Below are 18,325 nucleotides of genomic sequence, written 5' to 3' on the forward strand. Positions count from 1 at the left end.
CGCACGGCTATTCAGGAGGGCAGTCAATGCACCACGAGTTCCCCGTCCGGGTCTATTACGAAGACACCGACATGGGCGGGATTGTCTATCACGCCAATTATCTGCGGTTCATCGAACGCGCCCGCAGCGACTGGGTGCGCGGCATCGGGGTGGATCAGAATGCCATGCGTGAGAGCGGGCTGATCTATGTGGTGCGCCGGATCGAGGCGGACTACCTGGCGCCTGCCAAGTTCGACGAGGAGCTGCTGGTCACCACCTCCATGCAGAACGTGACGCCCGCCCGGATGGTGCTGAGTCAAGAGGTCACACGGGACGGCAAGCCGTTGTTCCGGGCGAAGGTCACCATCGCCTGCATCACCACGGGCGGCACACCGGCCCGGCTGCCGGCAGAGATTCGCGCATTGCGGTAACATTTGGCGCGTCACCGCCTGTTTTGATGGTCTTTGGCGTTGATCTGCGCTAGCGTCCCGTCAAATAAGGCCGGATAAACGGCCGGAACATCTATAGAGCAGGCGAATGGAAGCAGAAACTCTGGCGCTGGCGCAGGAGATTGATTTCTCCATGTGGGGCCTATTCGCGCGGGCCACCGTGACCGTGAAACTGGTGATGCTGATGCTGGTGGGGGCCTCGATCTGGTCCTGGGGCATCATCATTCAGAAGATGATCAACTACCGCAAGGCGCGGCAGGAGGCGGATGCCTTTGACCGGGCCTTCTGGTCGGGCAATCCGCTGGATTCGCTGTTCGACCAGATCGGTGCTGAGCCTCCCGGCCAGGCGGCGCGGATCTTTTCCGCCGGCATGACCGAATGGCGGCGCAGCCACCGCAGCGACGGCGGCCTGATCCCCGGCGCGCAGGCGCGCATCGACCGGTCAATGGATGTGGCCATCGCCAAGGAGACCGAGGGGCTGCAAAGCGGCCTGTCGGTGCTGGCCACCGTCGGGTCCACCGCGCCCTTCGTGGGTCTGTTCGGGACCGTCTGGGGCATCATGACCGCGTTTATCGAGATTGCCGAGCAGCAGAACACCAACCTGGCCGTTGTGGCGCCGGGCATTGCCGAGGCGCTGATGGCGACCGGCCTGGGCCTGCTGGCCGCGATCCCGGCGGTGGTTTTCTACAACAAGCTGAGCGCGGACAGCGACCGCATCATCGGCGGCTATGAGGCCTTTGCCGATGAGTTCGCCACCATCCTCAGCCGCCAGCTGGATTCCTGAGGCCATGGGTGCCGCAGTCCAGCAGCCGCAGGGAGGCGGCGACCGCCGCCGGGGCCGCCGCCGCCGCCGCGGCCAGCCGATGTCGGAAATCAACGTCACGCCGTTCGTCGACGTCATGCTGGTGCTGCTGATCATCTTCATGGTGGCAGCGCCCCTGATGACCGTCGGCGTGCCGGTGCAATTGCCCAAGACCGCAGCCGGAGCCCTGCCGGGCGACGAGGAAGAACCGCTGACCGTCACCATGACCGCGGAGGGCGGGGTCGAGATTCAGACCACCCCGGTGGCGCGCGATGAGCTGGTGCCCAAGCTGCGGGCAATTGCGGCAGAGCGGTCCTCGGACCGGGTGTTCCTGCGCGCGGACGGCAAGATCGCCTATGCCGATGTGATGCAGGTGATGGGCGCGCTGAATGCCGGCGGCTTTTCCAACGTGGGGCTGGTCACCGACACCGGCGGCCCGGCCTTGGACGGGCGGCAGGCGCAGGGCACGGATCAGTAAGCGGGGACGCGGACGGTGCAGACCGGAACCAAGATCTCTCTTGCCGGACACGGTTTGCTGATGGGATGGGTTGTCTTTGGCGCCTGGTTCCCGTCCGAACCCTTGCCGTCCAATGTGCAGCAGGTGGCGCTGATTTCGGCTGAGCAGTTCGAGAAACTGAGCCAGCAGCGCAAGGCGCCGCAGGTCGCTCCGGAGCCTGCGCCGCTGAACGAGCCTGCCGAGGTGCAGCCCGCGCCGGAGCCCGCACCGCAGCCCGACCCGGAACCCGAAATTTCCCGGCCCGAACCGGTGGCACCGGCGGAGCCCGACCCGCAGGTGGTGGAACTGCCCGATGCGCAGCCCGAGCCTGAGGTGCCGGATGCGCCTCCGGCAGCGGCGGAAGAGCCGGAAATTGCCGCGCTGGTGCCGCAGGTCAGGCCGGAGGCTGCGCCGCGCCCGGTGGACCGGGTGGCGCCGGAGCCGGTTGCGCCGCCGGAGCCGGACACGCGGATCGACGATATCGTGCAGCCTGAGGTGGCGCCGGAACAGGGCGCCGAGACCGATCAGGAGGTGCAGGAGGCCACCGCGCGCGAGGCTGCCAGCGACCGGATCGTCACCGAGGAGAACGAGGGCGAGGACGTCGCGGCCTCTGCTGCGCCCGCCATTTCCAAGCGCCCCGTGACCCGGCCGTCGCGGCCGCAGCCGGAACCGGACAGGCAGGTCACCGAAGCCGCGCAGCCGGCAGAGCCGGAGCAGTCCAGCACGTCCTCTGCCGTGGCGGACGCCTTGGCAGAGGCGCTGGCGGGCGGCGCCGATGTGGAGGCGCCGGAACCTTCTGGCCCGCCGCTGACGCTGGGCGAAAAGGACGCCTTGCGGGTGGCGGTGTCGCAGTGCTGGAATGTGGGCTCGCTGTCCACCGATGCGCTGAAAACCACCGTGGTTGTTGCGGTGTCGCTGGCGCAGGACGGCCGGCCCGACACGGGCTCTATCCGGATGCTGTCCAGCACCGGCGGCGCATCGTCGGCGGCGCAGCAGGCCTTTGACGCGGCCCGGCGGGCGATTATCCGCTGCGGCGCCAGGGGATTTCAGCTTCCGGCTGAAAAATACGCGCAATGGCGTGATATTGAGATGACATTCAATCCTGAAAGGATGCGGATCAAATGAGGAATTTTCTGGCAGCACTCCTGATCGGCGCCTCGGCACTGGCCGGGGCAGGCGCAGCCGCGGCGCAGACCGGCCCGCTCCGCATCGAAATCGACCAGGGCGTGATCGAACCTTTGCCTTATGCGGTGCCGGATTTCGTGCCGGAAACCCCGGCGGCTGCGGAATATGCCACCGAAATCGCGCGCGTTATCGCCTCTGACCTCAGCGGCACCGGGCTGTTCCGGGAAGTGCCTGCCAGCGCCCATATCTCCAAGGTGGCGGCGTTCGACGCCCCGGTGAAATTTGCCGATTGGAAGGCGGTGAACGCCCAGGCACTGATCACCGGCGCGGTCAGCGTCACCGGCAACCGGCTGACGGTCCGGTTCCGCGGCTATGACGTGTTTGCGGAAAAGGAACTGGAAACCGCGCTGCAGTTCACCGGCACCACCGACGGCTGGCGGCGGATGGCGCATAAGGTGGCGGATGCCATCTACAGCGAGATTACGGGAGAGAGCGGTTATTTCGACAGCCGGGTGGTCTATGTCTCCGAGAGCGGGCCCAAGAACGACCGCCGCAAGCGGCTGGCGGTGATGGATTACGATGGCGCCAATGTGCAGTACCTGACCAACAGCGCCTCCATCGTGCTGGCGCCGCGGTTCTCGCCCACTGGTGACCGGGTGCTGTATACCAGCTACGAAAGCGGCTTCCCGCAGATCCACGTGCTGGATGTGGGCCAGGTGCAGCGCAAGGTGCTGTCCAGCGGCGACGGCACCATGAGCTTTGCGCCGCGGTTTGCGCCGGACGGGCGCACCGTGGTCTATTCGCAGACGCAGGGCGGCAATACCGACCTCTATTCGATGGATATCGAAACCGGCGCCAAGACCCGGCTGACCTCTGCCCCGTCGATCGAGACGGCGCCGTCGTTCTCGCCTGATGGCAGCCAGATCGTGTTTGAAAGCGACCGCTCCGGCAGCCAGCAGCTGTATGTGATGCCCGCGGGCGGCGGCGAGGCGCGGCGGATCAGCTTCGGGCAGGGCCGTTACGGCACCCCGGTATGGTCGCCGCGCGGCGACATGGTGGCCTTCACCAAGCAGAACAAGGGCCGCTTCCACATCGGCGTGATGCGCACCGACGGCAGCGAGGAGCGGTTGCTGACCGCCTCTTTCCTGGACGAAGGGCCGACCTGGGCGCCCAATGGCCGGGTGATCATGTTCACCCGTGAAAGCCAGGGCAGCGCCGGGCGGGCGCTGCTGTATTCGGTGGATATCACCGGCCGCAACCTCAAGCCGGTCAAGACGCCGGACGGGGCCTCGGACCCGTCGTGGTCGCCGCTGCAGAAGTAACCGCAGCGGCATTGGAGCCGTTAAGGCGGGGATACCCGCATAGAACCAGGCCCGGGCTTATGATAACGTCAGGGCAAGAAACGCAAAGGAATAGGCAGACATCATGAGCGGCTTGAAATTGGCAATGGCGGCGGTTGCCGTGCTGGGGCTTGCAGCCTGCAGCAACAACCCCTGGAACGACGATCTGAACGGTGCCGCCGGGGCAGGCGGCGCAGGCGCGGGCGCTGGCGCGGGGGCACTGGATCCGGCCAGCCCGGCCTATTTCCAGCAGACCGTGGGCGACCGGGTTCTGTTTGCGGTCGATCAGCACACGCTGTCGCCTGCGGCGCAGGCCACCCTTCAGGGACAGGCGCGCTGGCTGGCGCAGAACGCTGATTACGCGGTCACCATCGAGGGTCACGCGGATGAGCAGGGCACCCGGGAATACAACCTCGGCCTGGGCGCCAAGCGCGCCAATGCCGCCCGCGAATACCTGATCTCGCAAGGCATTTCCGGCAGCCGCATCAAGGTGGTGAGCTATGGCAAGGAGCGCCCGCTGGAAATCTGCTCGGACGAGACCTGCTATTCCAAGAACCGCCGCGCGGTCACCGTGCTGGCGGGCGGTCTGACGGGGTAACGGCATGAAACCTCTGCGCACCGCGCTTCTGGCCACTGTGATGCTGCTGCCGCTGCCGCTGGCGGCGCAGGACCAGCAGACCCTGGCGGACATCCGCCAGGAGCTGACCGTCTTGCATGTGGAGGTGCAGCGGCTGAAGCGCGAGCTGTCGACCACTGGATCCCCGTCTGCGGATGTCTCCGGCAACACGGTCCTGGACCGGGTTGCCGCGATTGAAAGCGAACTGCAGCGGCTGACCCAGAAGACCGAGGAGATGGGCCACCGGATCGACCGGATCGTGGCCGATGGCACCAACCGGATCGGTGATCTGGAGTTCCGCCTGGTCGAGCTGGAAGGCGGCGACGTCGGCGCCCTGGGCGAGACCACGACCCTTGGCGGCGGCGAGCTGCCGGCCGCGGTGGCCGCCGCCCCGCAAGCGGTGGACAGCGGCGCAGCGGGCGGTGAACTGGCGATCGGCGAGCAGGCGGATTTCGATGCCGCCGAGAAGCTGCTGGCCGAAGGCCAGTACCAGGAAGCGGCCGAAAAGCTTGCGGCGTTCAATCAGGCCTATCCGGGCAGCCCGCTGGCGGCGGCTGCCGAATTCAGCCGCGGCAAGGCGCTGGACGGGCTGGGCGACACCCGCGAGGCGGCCCGGGCCTATCTGGCGGCCTTTACCGGCAATTCCTCCGGCCCGGTGGCGCCCAAGGCGCTGTTTGAGCTTGGCGCTGCATTGGGCCGCCTTGGCCAGACCGATCAGGCCTGCGTGACGCTGTCCGAAGTCGGCGTGCGGTTCCCGGGCACCGGCGCGGAAGAAGAGGCCAGGGCCGAAATGGCCAAGCTGGGCTGTTCTTGACACCGGCCGGGCGGGATATCCCTGCTCTGGTGCGCAGCCGGTTCCGTTCTGCTCTGCCCGCCAGGCTGGGTATTGCCCTGTCCGGCGGCGGTGATTCGATGGCCCTTTTGCATCTGCTGCACGAGTGTTTCGGCGGCGGAGAGGTTGAGCTTTACGCGGCAACCGTCGACCACGGGCTGCGCCCCGGCTCGGCGGATGAGGCGGCAGCGGCCGGCGCCGCAGCGGCCCGGCTTGGCATCCCCCATGAGGTGCTGCAGTGGACGGACAGGCCGCAGGACGGCAACCTGCAGGCCCAGGCGCGGGCGGCGCGGTATGAGCTGCTGTGCGGCTGGGCGCGGCAGCACGATATCCCGGTTCTGGCGCTTGGCCACACGGCGGACGATCAGGCTGAAACGGTGCTGATGCGCATGGCCCGTGCCTCTGGCGTGACGGGGCTGTCGGGCATGGCGGAGCGGCGCACCCACAAGGGGGTGACCCTGCTGCGGCCGCTTCTGGATGTGAGCCGGAGCGAACTGCGCCGCTATCTGGAGGACCGCGGCGTGGACTGGGCCGAGGATCCAAGCAACGAGGATACAAGGTTTGAGCGGGTGCGGATGCGCAAGGCGCTGGAGCATCTGGCGCCGCTGGGGCTGACGCCCGAAGTGCTGGCCGGCGTTGCCCGGAACATGTCCAAAGCGCGTGAGGCGCTTGACTGGTATGTCTTTCTGGCCGCCCGCGACCTGGCGCATGTCCAGGCCGGCGCCGTTGTTTTGTGCCGGCGCAAGTTCCGCACCTTGCCCGGCGAAATCAGCCACCGGCTGCTGGTGCGCGCGTTCCAATGGATTTCCGGCGCCGCCTATCCGCCGCGCCGGGTGCCGATGGAGAAAGCTGTTCTGGCTGCGCGCAGCGGCAGTTCGGTGACCCTTGCAGGCTGTCGTCTGGTCAGCACCGCCAAGCAGGTCTGGATCTGCCGGGAATACAATGCCGTGAACGGGGAAACCGCTTTGCCGGGGCAGCTCTGGGACGGCAGGTGGAAGATTTTCGGCGGCGATGCAAAGGGATGCGAAGTGCGGGCGCTTGGGCGGCAGGGGCTGGCGCAATGCCCTGACTGGCGCGCCACCGGCGTGCCGGGCCCGGTGCTGGAGGCCACTCCGGCGGTGTGGCGCGGCGCCCGGCTGACCGCTGCTCCTGTGGCTGGAATGGCCAATGGCTGGTCGGCTGAAACGGCCGGAAGCGAAGAAGAGTTCTTTGCATCCCTTTTATCTCATTGAACCTGCCTGAATGATCCTTATTTTAAGCACAACGCAGGCGGCCTGTGAGGTGCGCCTATCTGATAGGGAGAACTTTCCTTGGGCAACGCTCGCAATATCGCCTTTTGGGTTGTTCTGTTTCTGCTGATTCTGGCGCTGTTCAATTTGTTCAGCGGTTCCGGCAGCACGATGCAGAGCCGTGAACGCACTTTTTCTGACTTCGTCAGTTCGGTTGAAACCGGCAAGGTCAGCACCGTCACCTTGGACGGGGAACAGGTGCGTTATACTACCACCGACGGGCAGAACTACGTCACCATCAAACCGGGCGATGCCGAGGTCACCTCGCTGCTGATCGCCAATGACATCCCGGTGCGCGCCGAGAAGCAGCAGCAATCGGGCTTCCAGTCGTTCCTGATCACGCTGCTTCCGTTCCTGCTGCTGATCGGTGTCTGGATCTATTTCATGAACCGGATGCAGGGCGGCGGCAAAGGCGGCGCCATGGGATTCGGAAAATCCAAGGCCAAGATGTTGACGGAGAAGCACGGCCGCGTCACCTTTGACGATGTCGCGGGCATCGACGAGGCCAAGGAAGAGCTGGAAGAGATCGTCGAATTCCTGCGCAATCCGCAGAAATTCTCGCGCCTGGGCGGCAAAATTCCAAAGGGTGCGCTGCTGGTTGGCCCTCCGGGCACCGGTAAGACGCTGCTGGCGCGCGCCATCGCGGGCGAGGCCGGGGTGCCGTTCTTCACCATCTCCGGTTCCGACTTTGTCGAGATGTTCGTGGGTGTCGGCGCAAGCCGCGTCCGCGACATGTTCGAGCAGGCCAAGAAAAACGCGCCCTGCATTGTGTTCATCGACGAGATCGACGCGGTGGGCCGTCATCGCGGCGCCGGCTACGGCGGCGGCAATGACGAGCGGGAGCAGACCCTGAACCAGCTGCTGGTGGAAATGGACGGATTTGAGGCCAATGAGGGTGTCATCATCCTGGCCGCCACCAACCGCAAGGACGTGCTGGACCCGGCGCTGCTGCGCCCCGGCCGCTTTGACCGCCAGGTCACCGTCGGCAATCCGGACATCAAGGGCCGCGAGAAAATCCTGGGCGTGCACGCCCGCAAGACCCCCCTGGGCCCGGACGTGGATCTGCGCATCATCGCCCGCGGCACTCCCGGTTTCTCGGGAGCGGATCTGGCCAACCTGGTCAACGAGGCCGCGCTGATGGCCGCCCGCGTCGGCCGCCGCTTTGTCACCATGGAAGATTTCGAATCGGCCAAGGACAAGGTGATGATGGGGGCCGAACGGCGCTCGATGGTGCTGACCCAGGACCAGAAGGAAAAGACCGCCTACCACGAGGCCGGACACGCCGTTGTCGGCTTGGTGCTGCCGGAGTGCGATCCGGTCTACAAGGCGACCATCATTCCGCGCGGCGGCGCGCTTGGCATGGTGGTGAGCTTGCCCGAGATGGACCGTCTGAACTGGCACAAGGATGAGTGCGAGCAGAAGCTGGCGATGACCATGGCGGGAAAGGCGGCCGAAATCATCAAATACGGCGAAAACCATGTGTCCAACGGCCCGGCCGGCGACATTCAGCAAGCCAGCCAGCTGGCCCGCGCCATGGTGATGCGCTGGGGCATGTCCGAAAAGGTCGGCAATATCGACTATGCCGAGGCGCATGAAGGCTACTCGGGCAATACCGCCGGCTTCTCGGTCTCGGCCCACACCAAGGAGATGATCGAGGAAGAGGTGAAGAGCTTCATCCAGGAAGGCTATGACCGTGCCTTCCAGATCCTCACCGAGCACAAGGAGGAGTGGGAACGCTTGGCCCAGGGCCTGCTGGAATACGAGACGCTGACCGGCGACGAGATCAAGCGGGTCATGAACGGCGAGCCGCCGCAGGCTGGCGATGATGAGGATGGCGGCGAGGATGAGGGCAATGCATCCGTGACCGCGATCCCCAAAGCCAAGCCCAAGAAAACACCGCCGGAAGGCGGCATGGAGCCTGAGCCGACAGCGTAAGCGCCAAGCCAGGAATTGAGACACGTCCCGGAACCCTGCAGCGGTTTCCGGGACGTTTGCTTTTGGGGGTGGCGGGGGCCGCGGCGGGCAGCAGAGCTGCCCGCCGCGGCCCCCGCCCGGATCGGATCGCCAAGGCGATCCGATCCGCAGGCGCATGGCGCCTGCACCGGTGCCGGAGTGCTGTCTCCGGTCTGGGGCCGTAGGACCCCCCGGCATTCCGTTGCCCGGTGGCAGCCGCGGAAAAAGCCTGTAAGGTCCGCTCCATAGGGAAAGTTCGTTTGAGGAGAACCGGAATGCCGGTATTGCGCAACAGCGGTTTCAGCGGCGAAATCACGTGGCTTGGCAGTGTCCCGGCAGGGGCAGGGTTGCAAGCGGTCCCGTCAGACGCGCTGCCGCTGGGGTTCGGCGGAATTGCGGGGGAGCGCCACGAGGGCGAAAACCGGGCCTCCTGCGTGCGGGTACGCAACCTCCACCCGGAAGGCACCGAAATCCGCAATGTGCGCCAGCTCACCATCCTGTCGGAAGAGGAACTGGTGCTGATCGCCGCGGACATGGGGATGGCGCGGGCCGATCCCGCGCATCTGGGCGCCACCGTGGTGCTGCGCGGTATCCCGGATTTCACCTTTGTACCGCCGTCCTCGCGCCTGCAGGGGCCGGACGGGGTGACCCTGACCGTGGATATGGAAAACCGCCCCTGCGTGCTGCCAGGCCGGGAGATCGAAAAGGACCATGCGGGCTTTGGCGCCCGGTTCAAGCCGGCCGCCCGGAACCGCCGGGGAATCACCGCCTGGGTGGAGCGGCCCGGAACCTTGTCCCTGGGCGACAGTCTCACCCTCTTTGTGCCGGATCAGCGCGCTTGGGCCCCGTGAGATCCCCTATTTTGGGTAACGCGTTTCCTTTAAGGAACCCGGAGCGGCGCGGGGAAGGAGCCCACGCCGCTTCAAGGCAGGATAATGTCGGAAATCACGCGCGTGTTTTGCCGCATATTGGCTAAGTCTACCGCGAAACCGGCATCCTTGTGCCGGCGATCGTATGCAAACTCAGCAGGAACCTTGCCATGAGCTACAAGAGTGACATTGAGATCGCGCGGGAAGCGCAGAAGAAGCCGATCCAGGAGATTGGTGCGAAGATCGGGATTTCCAATGACGATCTTCTGCCCTACGGCCACGACAAGGCGAAAGTGTCCCAGTCCTTCATCAACTCGGTGCAGGACAAGGAAGACGGCAAGCTGATCCTGGTGACCGCGATCAACCCGACGCCGGCGGGCGAAGGCAAGACCACCACCACCGTGGGCCTGGGCGACGGCCTGAACCGGATCGGCAAGAACGCGATGATCTGCATCCGCGAAGCCTCGCTCGGCCCGAACTTCGGCATGAAGGGCGGCGCTGCAGGCGGCGGTTACGCGCAAGTGGTGCCGATGGAGGAGATGAACCTCCACTTCACCGGCGACTTCCACGCCATCACCTCGGCGCATTCGCTGCTCAGCGCGATGATCGACAACCACATCTACTGGGGCAACGAGTGCGAGATCGACGTGCGCCGCGTCGCATGGCGCCGGGTGGTCGACATGAACGACCGCGCCCTGCGCCAGATCACCGCCTCCCTCGGCGGCGTCTCCAACGGCTTCCCGCGCGAAGCGGGCTTTGACATCACCGTGGCGTCGGAAGTCATGGCGATCCTGTGCCTGGCCAACGATCTGAAGGACCTGGAGAAGCGCCTGGGCGACATCATCGTGGCCTACCGCCGCGACAAGACCCCGGTCTACTGCCGCGACATCAAGGCCGAAGGCGCGATGACCGTTCTGCTGAAAGACGCGATGCAGCCGAACCTGGTGCAGACCCTGGAAAACAACCCGGCGTTTGTGCACGGCGGCCCGTTCGCCAACATCGCGCACGGCTGCAACTCGGTGATCGCCACCAAGACCGCGCTGAAAGTGGCTGACTATGTGGTGACCGAGGCGGGCTTCGGCGCGGACCTGGGCGCCGAGAAGTTCATGAACATCAAGTGCCGCAAGGCAGGCATCGCGCCGTCGGCGGTGGTGCTGGTGGCCACCGTGCGCGCGATGAAGATGAACGGCGGCGTTGCCAAGGCGGATCTGGGCGCCGAGAACGTCGATGCGGTCAACAAGGGCTGCGCCAACCTCGGCCGCCACATCGAGAACGTCAAATCCTTCGGCGTGCCGGTGGTGGTTGCGATCAACCACTTCGTGACCGACACCGATGCCGAAGTTGACGCCGTCAAAGCCTACTGCGCCACCCACGGCGTCGAGGCGGTGCTGTCGCGCCACTGGGAGCTGGGCTCCGAGGGCTCTGCGCCGCTGGCGGAGAAAGTGGTTGAGATCGTCGATGCAGGCTCTGCCAACTTCTCGCCGATCTACCCCGACGAGATGCCGCTGTTCGAGAAGATCGAGACCATCGCCAAGCGCATCTACCGCGCCGACGAGGTGCTGGCGGACAACAAGATCCGCAACCAGCTGAAGGAATGGGAAGAAGCGGGCTACGGCAACCTGCCGGTCTGCATGGCCAAGACCCAGTACTCCTTCTCGACCGACCCGAGCTTGCGCGGGGCGCCGGTGGGCCACTCGGTGCCGGTGCGCGAAGTGCGCCTGTCGGCCGGTGCCGGCTTCATCGTTGCGGTCTGCGGCGAGATCATGACAATGCCGGGGCTGCCGCGCAAACCGGCGGCGGAAACCATCTGCCTGAACGATGACGGCCAGATCGAAGGCCTGTTCTAAGGCACCGCAAACGGAATGCAGCGGCCCGGGGACACCCGGGCCGCTGAAGCTTTGAGATGACGGGACCGGATCCGGGGCGGCGCCCCCGGCGGAAAGGAAGAGAGCAATGGCAGCAACAGTGATTGACGGCAAGGCCTTTGCGGCCAAGGTGCGCGGCCAGGTGGCGGAGCATGTGGCGCGGCTGAAAGAGGAGCATGGCATCACCCCCGGGCTGGCGGTGGTGCTGGTGGGCGAGGACCCGGCCTCTCAGGTCTATGTCCGCTCCAAGGGCAAGAGCACCGTTGAGGTGGGCATGAACTCGTTCGAGCACAAGCTGGACGCGGGCACCTCCGAGGCCGATCTGCTGGCGCTGATCGATCAGCTGAACAGCGACCCGAAGGTGCATGGCATCCTGGTGCAGCTGCCGCTGCCGGGGCATCTGGACGAGGATCTGGTGATCAACTCGATCGCGCCGGAGAAGGATGTGGACGGCTTCCACATCTCCAACGTCGGCCTGCTGGGCACCGGCCAGAAGTCGATGGTGCCCTGCACGCCCTTGGGCTGCCTGATGATGCTGCGCGAGCACCACGGCTCGCTGTCGGGCCTGGACGCGGTGGTGATCGGCCGCTCCAACATTGTCGGCAAGCCGATGGCGCAATTGCTGCTGGGCGACAGCTGCACCGTGACGATTGCGCACAGCCGCACCAAGGATCTGCCGGATGTGGTGCGCCGCGCCGACATCGTGGTGGCGGCCGTGGGCCGTCCGGAGATGGTGCCGGGCGACTGGATCAAGGAAGGCGCCACCGTGATCGACGTTGGCATCAACCGCATTGACGCGCCGGAGAAGGGCGAGGGTAAGACCCGCCTGGTGGGCGATGTGGACTATGCCTCTGCGGCTGAGCGCGCGGGCGCCATCACCCCGGTGCCGGGCGGTGTCGGCCCGATGACCATCGCCTGCCTGCTGGCCAACACGGTGACCGCCGCCTGCCGCGCCAACAACCTGGCCGAGCCGGAAGGCCTGACCGCGTAAGCGCAGAACGCTGAGCGTTGACCTGACCAGCTCCCGCCGGACGCCTCCGGCGGGAGTATTTGTTTGGAAAGATGAAAAGTCGGGGGTCAGGAAGTGACCGGAACCATGGTGCCCTGCAGGAGGGCAACCAGCTTTTCCTCCTTGCCTGTTATTGCGTGGACCTCTGCCGTGACGATGACAAGGCGGCGGCCCGGCTTGATGACCTTGCCGGTGGCGCGCAGGTGTTCTCCGGCGCCGGGAGCCAGCAGGTTGATCTTCATCTCTGCGGTCATCACTTCGCAGTCCTCGGGCATCACGGTGAGCGCGGCGTAGCCTGCCGCCGTGTCGCCGATGGCGAAGCTGAGGGCGGCATGGGCCACATCGTGCTGCTGGCGGCTGCCCGGCAGGATCGGGGCGGTGATCACCACTTCACCTGCTGCGACGCTTTCGACTTCGGCGCCCAGTGTTTGCATCATGCTTTGCTTGGCGAAGCTGCTGCGGATGCGGTCTTCCATTGCGGTGTCCTTCTGCTGGTCTGCCAGCAGCATAGTGGAGCGCCGGCGCCTTGCGCAGGTGACGCTGCGCCATTTGCCTGGTCAGCGCGGCATCGGCACCGGCAGCGGCCGCGGCCCTGTCAGGATCGCGAGGGCGTCGGGTGCCATCAGCGGAGTGAACGCAGGATCGCTGCTGCGCAGGCCCCCGGTGTAGGTTCCGAAGGCAGGCAGGATCAGACGAAACCGGTCGAGCAGAAAGGCGGGCCGGGAGGTGCTGCGCAGCCGCGCCTTGGGGTGGTAGTGACCGGAGATTTCCGCGCTGGATTTCGGGTCGGCAATGTGGCGGAAGGTGAGCGGGCCCAGCGTCAGGGCGGCGGCGTGCTCTCCGCCAAGGGCTGGCGGGGCAGGGTCGTGGTTTCCCTCGATCCAGATCCAGCGGCGATTCTGCATCAGGCGGGCGATGCGGTTCAGATCAGCCTGGGGCAGCGCGCGGCAGGCTGCGTCATCGTCGAAACTATCACCAAGGCAGATCAGCGTTTGCGCGCCGGTGATCTCCAGCGCGGCTTCGAGCCGGTCCAGCGTGTCGCGGGTTTCATAGGGCGGCAGAACGCTGCCGCCGCGCCGCGCGTGGCGTTCGGACTTGCCCAGATGCAGGTCGGAGACGCAGAGGGTGCGCTGCTCCGCCCACCAGAGAGCGCCGCTGCCGAGGGCGGTCAGGCGGGCGCCTGCGAGGGTGAAATCGAAGCCGTTCATGGTGCGTTCTTAACGGTGCCAGCGGCGCTGGCAAGACCTATTGCGGCAGGGCGCTGAGCCCGGATTGCTGCATCAGAGCTTCGGTTTCCCGCAGCAGCAATTTCTCCTCTGCCGCGCCTTTGACCGGCACTTTTCCAGCCTCTAGCAGCAGCGGCGCGGCAAGGGGGGAAATCCGTTGCAGCCGCCTGAGCATTATGCGGCCCTCGATGCGGTCCAGCATTTCTTCGATCCGTCCGAAATCCACCAGCCCGCGCAGGGCTTCTTCGCGGGTGATGTCCAGCAGCAGGTGATTGGGATCGTACTTGCGCAGCGTGTCATAGAGGATGTCGGAGGAGAAGGTGGCCTGCCGCCCGTTCTTGCGCTGGCCCGGCGTGTTGCGTTCTATGAGGCCTGCGATGGTGGCCGCTCCGCGGAAGGCGCGTTTCATCACCGCATTGCCCGCCAGCCAGCCCTCCAGCCCGTCGCGCAAGGCGCCGGTGTCGAACAGCGGCGCCGGGTCGGTGAGTTCCTCCAGTCCCCAGATCAAGGTTGCGTAGTCGGTGGCGACAAAGCCGAGGGGGTCGAGGCCCAGTTCCTCCATCCGCTTGGTCAGGAGAAGCCCCAGCGTCTGCTGGGCGTTGCGGCCTGCGAAGCCATAGATGCAGGCGTGCTCGCGGCCGTCATGCGGGAAGCTTTCGATCAGCAGGGCGCCTGCGCGGGGAAGCTCGGAAACCTGGCGCTGGAGGTCCAGCCAATCGGCTGTGTGGCGCGGCAGGCTGGGCCAGCTGTCCTGTTTGAACATCTCCAGAATGCGGGCGCTGAGCTGGGTGGAGGTGGCGAATTTGGTGCCGGAGAAGACGGCGATCTTGGGTTTTTTACCGGGGTTGCGGCTGACCTCCACGGTCATCTCGCGCAGGCCCTCGTAGCGCACGGTCTGGCCGCCGATCAGGAAGGTGTCGCCGGGGGTGAGGGTGGCGGCAAAGGCTTCTTCGATCTCGCCCAGCGGTTTGCCGCCGCGATTGCGTTTCAGGCGGACCTTGACCAGATCGGTGTCCTGGATGGTGCCCAGATTCATGCGGATGCGGGCGGCGGCGCGCGGGTCGCGCAGCTGCCACTTGCCATCCGGTCGCTGCAGCAGGCGCTGCCACTGGTCGTAAGCCTTCAGCGCGTAGCCGCCAGTGGCGCAAAAATCGAGACAGGCATCGAATTCGGCGCGGGGCAGGGCAGCATAGGCCCCCGCCTGGGTCATTTCCGCATAGAGCTGGTCAGCGTCGAAGGGGCCCGCGCAGGCTGCGATCAGGATGTGCTGGCACAGGACGTCGCGGGGGCCGGGACCGCGCGGTGCGCCGTCCAGGTCGTTTTCCCGCACCGCCTCCAGCGCGGCGCGGCATTCGACCACTTCGAACCGGTTGGCAGGCACAAGCAGCGCCTTGGACGGTGCGTTATAGCGGTGGTTGGCGCGGCCGATGCGCTGCACCAAGCGTTTGACGTTCTTGGGGGCGCCGATCTGGATTACCAGGTCCACGTCGCCCCAGTCGATGCCGAGGTCCAGGGAGCCGGTGCAGACGATGGCGCGCAGCTCGCCGCGGACCATTGCCGCCTCGACCCGCTCGCGCTGGACCCGGTCGAGCGATCCGTGGTGGATGCCGATGGGCAGCGCGTCCTCGTTGGCGAGCCAGAGATTGTGAAAGAATATCTCTGCCTGGGCGCGGGTGTTGTGGAAGATCAGTGTGGTGTTGTGCGCCTTGATCTGCTCCATCACTGCCGGGATCGCATAGGCCGCGCCGCCGCCGGCCCAAGGGGGCGGCTCATCGGTTTCCAGCATCCGGATGTCGGGGGCGGGGCCGGGGTCGGCCTGCATGATATCGCAGGGGTCCGGATGCCTGGCGAGGTAGCTGGCAATCGCCTGCGGGTCGTCCACGGTGGCCGACAGACCCACCCGGCGCAGATCCGGACAGAGGGTTTGCAGCCGGGCCAGCGCCAGCATCAGCTGGTCACCGCGCTTGCTTTCGGCCAGGGCATGGATTTCGTCGACCACCACCCGCTTGAGGCCCTTGAAGGTGCGGGCCGCGTCCTCGTAGGAGGTGAGCAGGGCGAGGCTTTCCGGCGTGGTCAGCAGGATATGCGGCGGGTCGGCGCGCTGGCGTTTCTTGCGGCTGGAGGGGGTGTCGCCCGTGCGGTCGTCGATGCGGACGGGCAGGCCCATCTCCTCGACTGGCGCGCGCAGGTTGCGCTTGATGTCGGCCGCCAGCGCCTTGAGCGGGGAGATATAGAGGGTGTGCAGCCCCTCGTGGCTGCCGTCCGCCAGCTCCACCAGGGTGGGCAGGAAGCCGGCCATGGTCTTGCCGCCGCCGGTGGGGGCGATCAGCAGCGTGCAGGGTTGAGACGCCCGCTCCAGCATGGCGTGCTGGTGCGGGTGGATTGACCAGCCTTTGGAGGCAAACCAGGTTTCGATGACGGGTGGCAGACTGCTCATCCGTCCCATGTAGGTGCTGCCGCAAAACTTTTTAGAAAAGTTTTGCCCAAAGTTTTCAAAAAACTTTGGATCCGGGTCATTTCACGATCTGCTCGTCCTTGACGAACATGTTGGCCCAGGCCCGGTCGATCAGGTCGGGCGACATCTGATAGGGGATGCCCTCGAACTCGCAGATCGCGATCATCTGGTCGATCAGGAACCCCGGCTGGTAGTTGGCGTAGATGTTGCTGATGGCGGGGTATTTATTCTTGAGAAGGTGAACCAGGGTGCCTTCGTCCAAGGGCATGCCCTTTTTGCGGGCCATCATGGCAAAGATCTTGAGGAAGTTCTCCTGATCCGGCCCGTCGATCTTGATCTTGAAGAAGATCCGGCGCAGCGCCGCCTGGTCGAAGATCTCGTTCGGGTGAAAGTTGGTGGAGAATATCACCAGGGTGTCGAAGGGCACCTCGAATTTCTCGCCTGATTGCAGCGCCAGGATGTCCTTGCTTTCCTCCAGCGGCACGATCCAGCGGTTGACCAGCGCCTGCGGCGGCTCCGCCTGGCGGCCGAGGTCGTCGACGATGAAAATGCCGCCGGTGGATTTCAGCTGCAGCGGTGCCTGATAGGTGCGCGCGGTGGGGTTGTAGACCAGGTCCAGCATGTCCAGCGACAGCTCACCACCGGTGACCACGGTGGGGCGCTCGCACATCACATAGCGCTCGTCGAAGCGGCGGCGGCGGCGCAGGGCGTTCGGGTCTTCGGGCTCTTGCGCGACTTCTGTGTGGACGATCGGGTCGAAGACGGTGATCACCTGGCCGGAATATTCGATGGCGCGGGGCACGTAGACATGATCCCCCAGAGCGTCGCGGATGCCGTTGGAGATCGAGGATTTACCGTTGCCCGGCGGGCCGTACATCAGGATCGAGCGGCCGGCGCTGACCGCCGGGCCCAGGTGGTCCAGCAGGCTGTTGGGCAGGATCAGGTGGCCCATCGCATTGGTCAGCTGGTCGCGGGTCACCTGGATGTTGCGGATCGACTGGCGCTTGACCTGCTCGCGGTAAACCGCCAGCGGCACCGGCATGGCGCCAAAGTACTCCGACTGGCTGAGCGCATCCAGCGCACGGGCCTTGCCGGCATCGGTCAGCTGATAGCCCATCTCGTTGCCGCTGTTGGCGTTCAGCGTGCCGGTGGCTTCGAGCAGCTTCTGCTCGCGGGCCATGTCCACCAGCTCTTGGGTGACAGCGCCGGGCAGGCAGATTGCTTCGGCAATTTCGGTCACCGTTTCCGCGTTCTTGCGAAAGATTGTCTTGAGCAGGATGTCCCGCATCATCACCACCGGCAGCTGCATCTGCTCCAGCCCCTTGGGGGCTGGCGGGGCCGTCACGGTGAGGTTCTGCATGTTCATGGCGGTGCCTGTTCCTGAAGTCCGTATTTGCGCCCCCGGTGCGGAGGCAGGCTTGGAAACAGACTATTCAGGACTGTGGCAACAGCGGGGCAGAGCTGCAGCATTTCCGCGGAGGCGGCAGGAAAACCGGGACAGTTTTGAGGGGCAGTGCCGCTCAGCTGCCGAACAGGGCGGCGAGGATCAGGTAGAGTGCAAGGGTGCCGCCCAGGCACAGGCCCATGGGAAAGCTCTTGCCGGTTTCCCAGCTTTGCCAATGCGGTGCCAGCTGGCGCAGCGGGGTGTATTTGGCGATCCGGTGGGCGGTGAAGCCTGCCAGCAGGGTGGCGGCAAAGATAATCATCAAGAGACGCAAATCGCCAAGCGCAAAGAAGGGCGCGGCGGCACCGGCAAACTTGGCATCGCCGGCGCCGACGGCGCCAGCGGAATAGAACAGGAAGCCCAGGCCGATCCCGGCCGGAAGATGCAGCAGGTGCCAGCCGTAGTCCGCCCAGGAAGGCATCGCAATAGCCCCCACAGCCACATAGATCACCGCCAGCACGTCCACCGCCCAATTCGGGATGCGCATGCCGCGCAGGTCAGTCAGCGCCACCGTCAAGCACAGCGGCAGCACGAAGGGCAGGAACCACAGGGCGGCGTGGGCCGGGAACTGCATGG

General features: G+C 65.7%; 17 protein-coding genes. 12 read left to right on the plus strand and 5 right to left on the minus strand.

The annotated features are described in order from the left end of the window. Positions 1-26 precede the first annotated feature (26 nt). The 12 genes from ybgC (at position 27) to folD (ending at position 12,606) form a co-directional block, all read left to right on the plus strand. A complete protein-coding gene (gene ybgC, locus CAER_RS0118325; protein ID WP_027236731.1) occupies positions 27-410 on the plus strand; it encodes a tol-pal system-associated acyl-CoA thioesterase in 384 nt (127 codons plus the stop codon). Between the two features lie 106 nt (positions 411-516). Then, positions 517-1,212 (plus strand): protein TolQ, encoded by a 696-nt coding sequence (gene tolQ / locus CAER_RS0118330; protein ID WP_027236732.1) that lies wholly within the window; start codon positions 517-519, stop codon positions 1,210-1,212. Positions 1,213-1,216: 4 nt separating this feature from the next. Further along, complete coding sequence (tolR, locus tag CAER_RS0118335; RefSeq protein ID WP_027236733.1) at positions 1,217-1,708, plus strand: protein TolR; 492 nt, start codon at positions 1,217-1,219, stop codon at positions 1,706-1,708. A gap of 15 nt (positions 1,709-1,723) precedes the next feature. After that, positions 1,724-2,851, plus strand: coding sequence for a hypothetical protein (locus CAER_RS0118340; protein ID WP_027236734.1), 1,128 nt, complete (start codon positions 1,724-1,726; stop codon positions 2,849-2,851). Further along, the gene (tolB, locus tag CAER_RS0118345; protein WP_027236735.1) at positions 2,848-4,173 is read left to right on the plus strand and encodes a Tol-Pal system beta propeller repeat protein TolB; all 1,326 of its coding nucleotides are present in this window, start codon (positions 2,848-2,850) and stop codon (positions 4,171-4,173) included. Before CAER_RS0118340 ends, tolB begins: the two co-directional genes overlap by 4 nt. Before the next feature lie 103 nt (positions 4,174-4,276). Next, complete coding sequence (pal, locus tag CAER_RS0118350) at positions 4,277-4,789, plus strand: peptidoglycan-associated lipoprotein Pal (RefSeq protein WP_027236736.1); 513 nt, start codon at positions 4,277-4,279, stop codon at positions 4,787-4,789. Between the two features lie 4 nt (positions 4,790-4,793). Beyond that, positions 4,794-5,621: a tol-pal system protein YbgF gene (gene ybgF, locus CAER_RS0118355; RefSeq protein ID WP_027236737.1), complete on the plus strand. Its 828-nt coding sequence runs from the start codon at positions 4,794-4,796 to the stop codon at positions 5,619-5,621. Continuing rightward, positions 5,618-6,871, plus strand: a complete 1,254-nt coding sequence (gene tilS / locus CAER_RS0118360) for a tRNA lysidine(34) synthetase TilS (protein ID WP_027236738.1) — start codon at positions 5,618-5,620, stop codon at positions 6,869-6,871. Before ybgF ends, tilS begins: the two co-directional genes overlap by 4 nt. Positions 6,872-6,949: 78 nt before the next feature. After that, entirely contained in the window at positions 6,950-8,863 is a 1,914-nt protein-coding gene (ftsH, locus tag CAER_RS0118365) for an ATP-dependent zinc metalloprotease FtsH (RefSeq protein WP_027236739.1), read from the plus strand. Between the two features lie 293 nt (positions 8,864-9,156). Next, positions 9,157-9,732 carry an MOSC domain-containing protein gene (locus CAER_RS0118370; RefSeq protein ID WP_027236740.1) on the plus strand — a complete coding sequence of 192 codons (576 nt, stop codon included), beginning with the start codon at positions 9,157-9,159 and terminating at the stop codon, positions 9,730-9,732. A gap of 188 nt (positions 9,733-9,920) precedes the next feature. Continuing rightward, on the plus strand, positions 9,921-11,597 hold the full coding sequence (locus tag CAER_RS0118375) for a formate--tetrahydrofolate ligase (protein ID WP_027236197.1): 1,677 nt from the start codon (positions 9,921-9,923) through the stop codon (positions 11,595-11,597). 106 nt (positions 11,598-11,703) lie between these two features. After that, complete coding sequence (folD, locus tag CAER_RS0118380; RefSeq protein WP_027236198.1) at positions 11,704-12,606, plus strand: bifunctional methylenetetrahydrofolate dehydrogenase/methenyltetrahydrofolate cyclohydrolase FolD; 903 nt, start codon at positions 11,704-11,706, stop codon at positions 12,604-12,606. Between the two features lie 86 nt (positions 12,607-12,692). On the opposite strand, the gene CAER_RS0118385 is transcribed toward folD, so the two are convergent. The 5 genes from CAER_RS0118385 to CAER_RS0118405 all read right to left on the minus strand — a co-directional run bounded on the left by CAER_RS0118385 (position 12,693) and on the right by CAER_RS0118405 (position 18,323). Continuing rightward, positions 12,693-13,100, minus strand: a complete 408-nt coding sequence (locus CAER_RS0118385; RefSeq protein WP_027236741.1) for a PaaI family thioesterase — start codon at positions 13,098-13,100, stop codon at positions 12,693-12,695. Positions 13,101-13,181: 81 nt separating this feature from the next. Next, positions 13,182-13,832: a ligase-associated DNA damage response endonuclease PdeM gene (pdeM, locus tag CAER_RS0118390; RefSeq protein WP_027236742.1), complete on the minus strand. Its 651-nt coding sequence runs from the start codon at positions 13,830-13,832 to the stop codon at positions 13,182-13,184. A 37-nt stretch (positions 13,833-13,869) separates the two neighbouring features. Then, positions 13,870-16,287: a ligase-associated DNA damage response DEXH box helicase gene (locus CAER_RS0118395; protein ID WP_027236743.1), complete on the minus strand. Its 2,418-nt coding sequence runs from the start codon at positions 16,285-16,287 to the stop codon at positions 13,870-13,872. Between the two features lie 76 nt (positions 16,288-16,363). Further along, entirely contained in the window at positions 16,364-17,671 is a 1,308-nt protein-coding gene (locus tag CAER_RS0118400; RefSeq protein WP_027236744.1) for an ATPase, read from the minus strand. 154 nt (positions 17,672-17,825) lie between these two features. After that, positions 17,826-18,323 carry a prepilin peptidase gene (locus CAER_RS0118405; RefSeq protein ID WP_027236745.1) on the minus strand — a complete coding sequence of 166 codons (498 nt, stop codon included), beginning with the start codon at positions 18,321-18,323 and terminating at the stop codon, positions 17,826-17,828. Between the last annotated feature and the right edge of the window lie 2 nt (positions 18,324-18,325).

The organism is Leisingera caerulea DSM 24564 (assembly GCF_000473325.1).
Lineage (GTDB): Bacteria > Pseudomonadota > Alphaproteobacteria > Rhodobacterales > Rhodobacteraceae > Leisingera > Leisingera caerulea.

Coding starts and splice junctions, on each gene's coding strand:
- tolR (WP_027236733.1), top strand. CDS start 1,217: ATGGGTGCCGCAGTCCAGCAGCCGCAGGGAGGCGGCGACCGCCGCCGG.
- pal (WP_027236736.1), top strand. CDS start 4,277: ATGAGCGGCTTGAAATTGGCAATGGCGGCGGTTGCCGTGCTGGGGCTT.
- CAER_RS0118405 (WP_027236745.1), bottom strand. CDS start 18,323: ATGCAGTTCCCGGCCCACGCCGCCCTGTGGTTCCTGCCCTTCGTGCTG.
- ybgF (WP_027236737.1), top strand. CDS start 4,794: ATGAAACCTCTGCGCACCGCGCTTCTGGCCACTGTGATGCTGCTGCCG.
- CAER_RS0118370 (WP_027236740.1), top strand. CDS start 9,157: ATGCCGGTATTGCGCAACAGCGGTTTCAGCGGCGAAATCACGTGGCTT.
- CAER_RS0118375 (WP_027236197.1), top strand. CDS start 9,921: ATGAGCTACAAGAGTGACATTGAGATCGCGCGGGAAGCGCAGAAGAAG.
- ybgC (WP_027236731.1), top strand. CDS start 27: ATGCACCACGAGTTCCCCGTCCGGGTCTATTACGAAGACACCGACATG.
- tolQ (WP_027236732.1), top strand. CDS start 517: ATGGAAGCAGAAACTCTGGCGCTGGCGCAGGAGATTGATTTCTCCATG.
- CAER_RS0118400 (WP_027236744.1), bottom strand. CDS start 17,671: ATGAACATGCAGAACCTCACCGTGACGGCCCCGCCAGCCCCCAAGGGG.
- tolB (WP_027236735.1), top strand. CDS start 2,848: ATGAGGAATTTTCTGGCAGCACTCCTGATCGGCGCCTCGGCACTGGCC.
- folD (WP_027236198.1), top strand. CDS start 11,704: ATGGCAGCAACAGTGATTGACGGCAAGGCCTTTGCGGCCAAGGTGCGC.
- CAER_RS0118395 (WP_027236743.1), bottom strand. CDS start 16,287: ATGAGCAGTCTGCCACCCGTCATCGAAACCTGGTTTGCCTCCAAAGGC.
- pdeM (WP_027236742.1), bottom strand. CDS start 13,832: ATGAACGGCTTCGATTTCACCCTCGCAGGCGCCCGCCTGACCGCCCTC.
- CAER_RS0118385 (WP_027236741.1), bottom strand. CDS start 13,100: ATGGAAGACCGCATCCGCAGCAGCTTCGCCAAGCAAAGCATGATGCAA.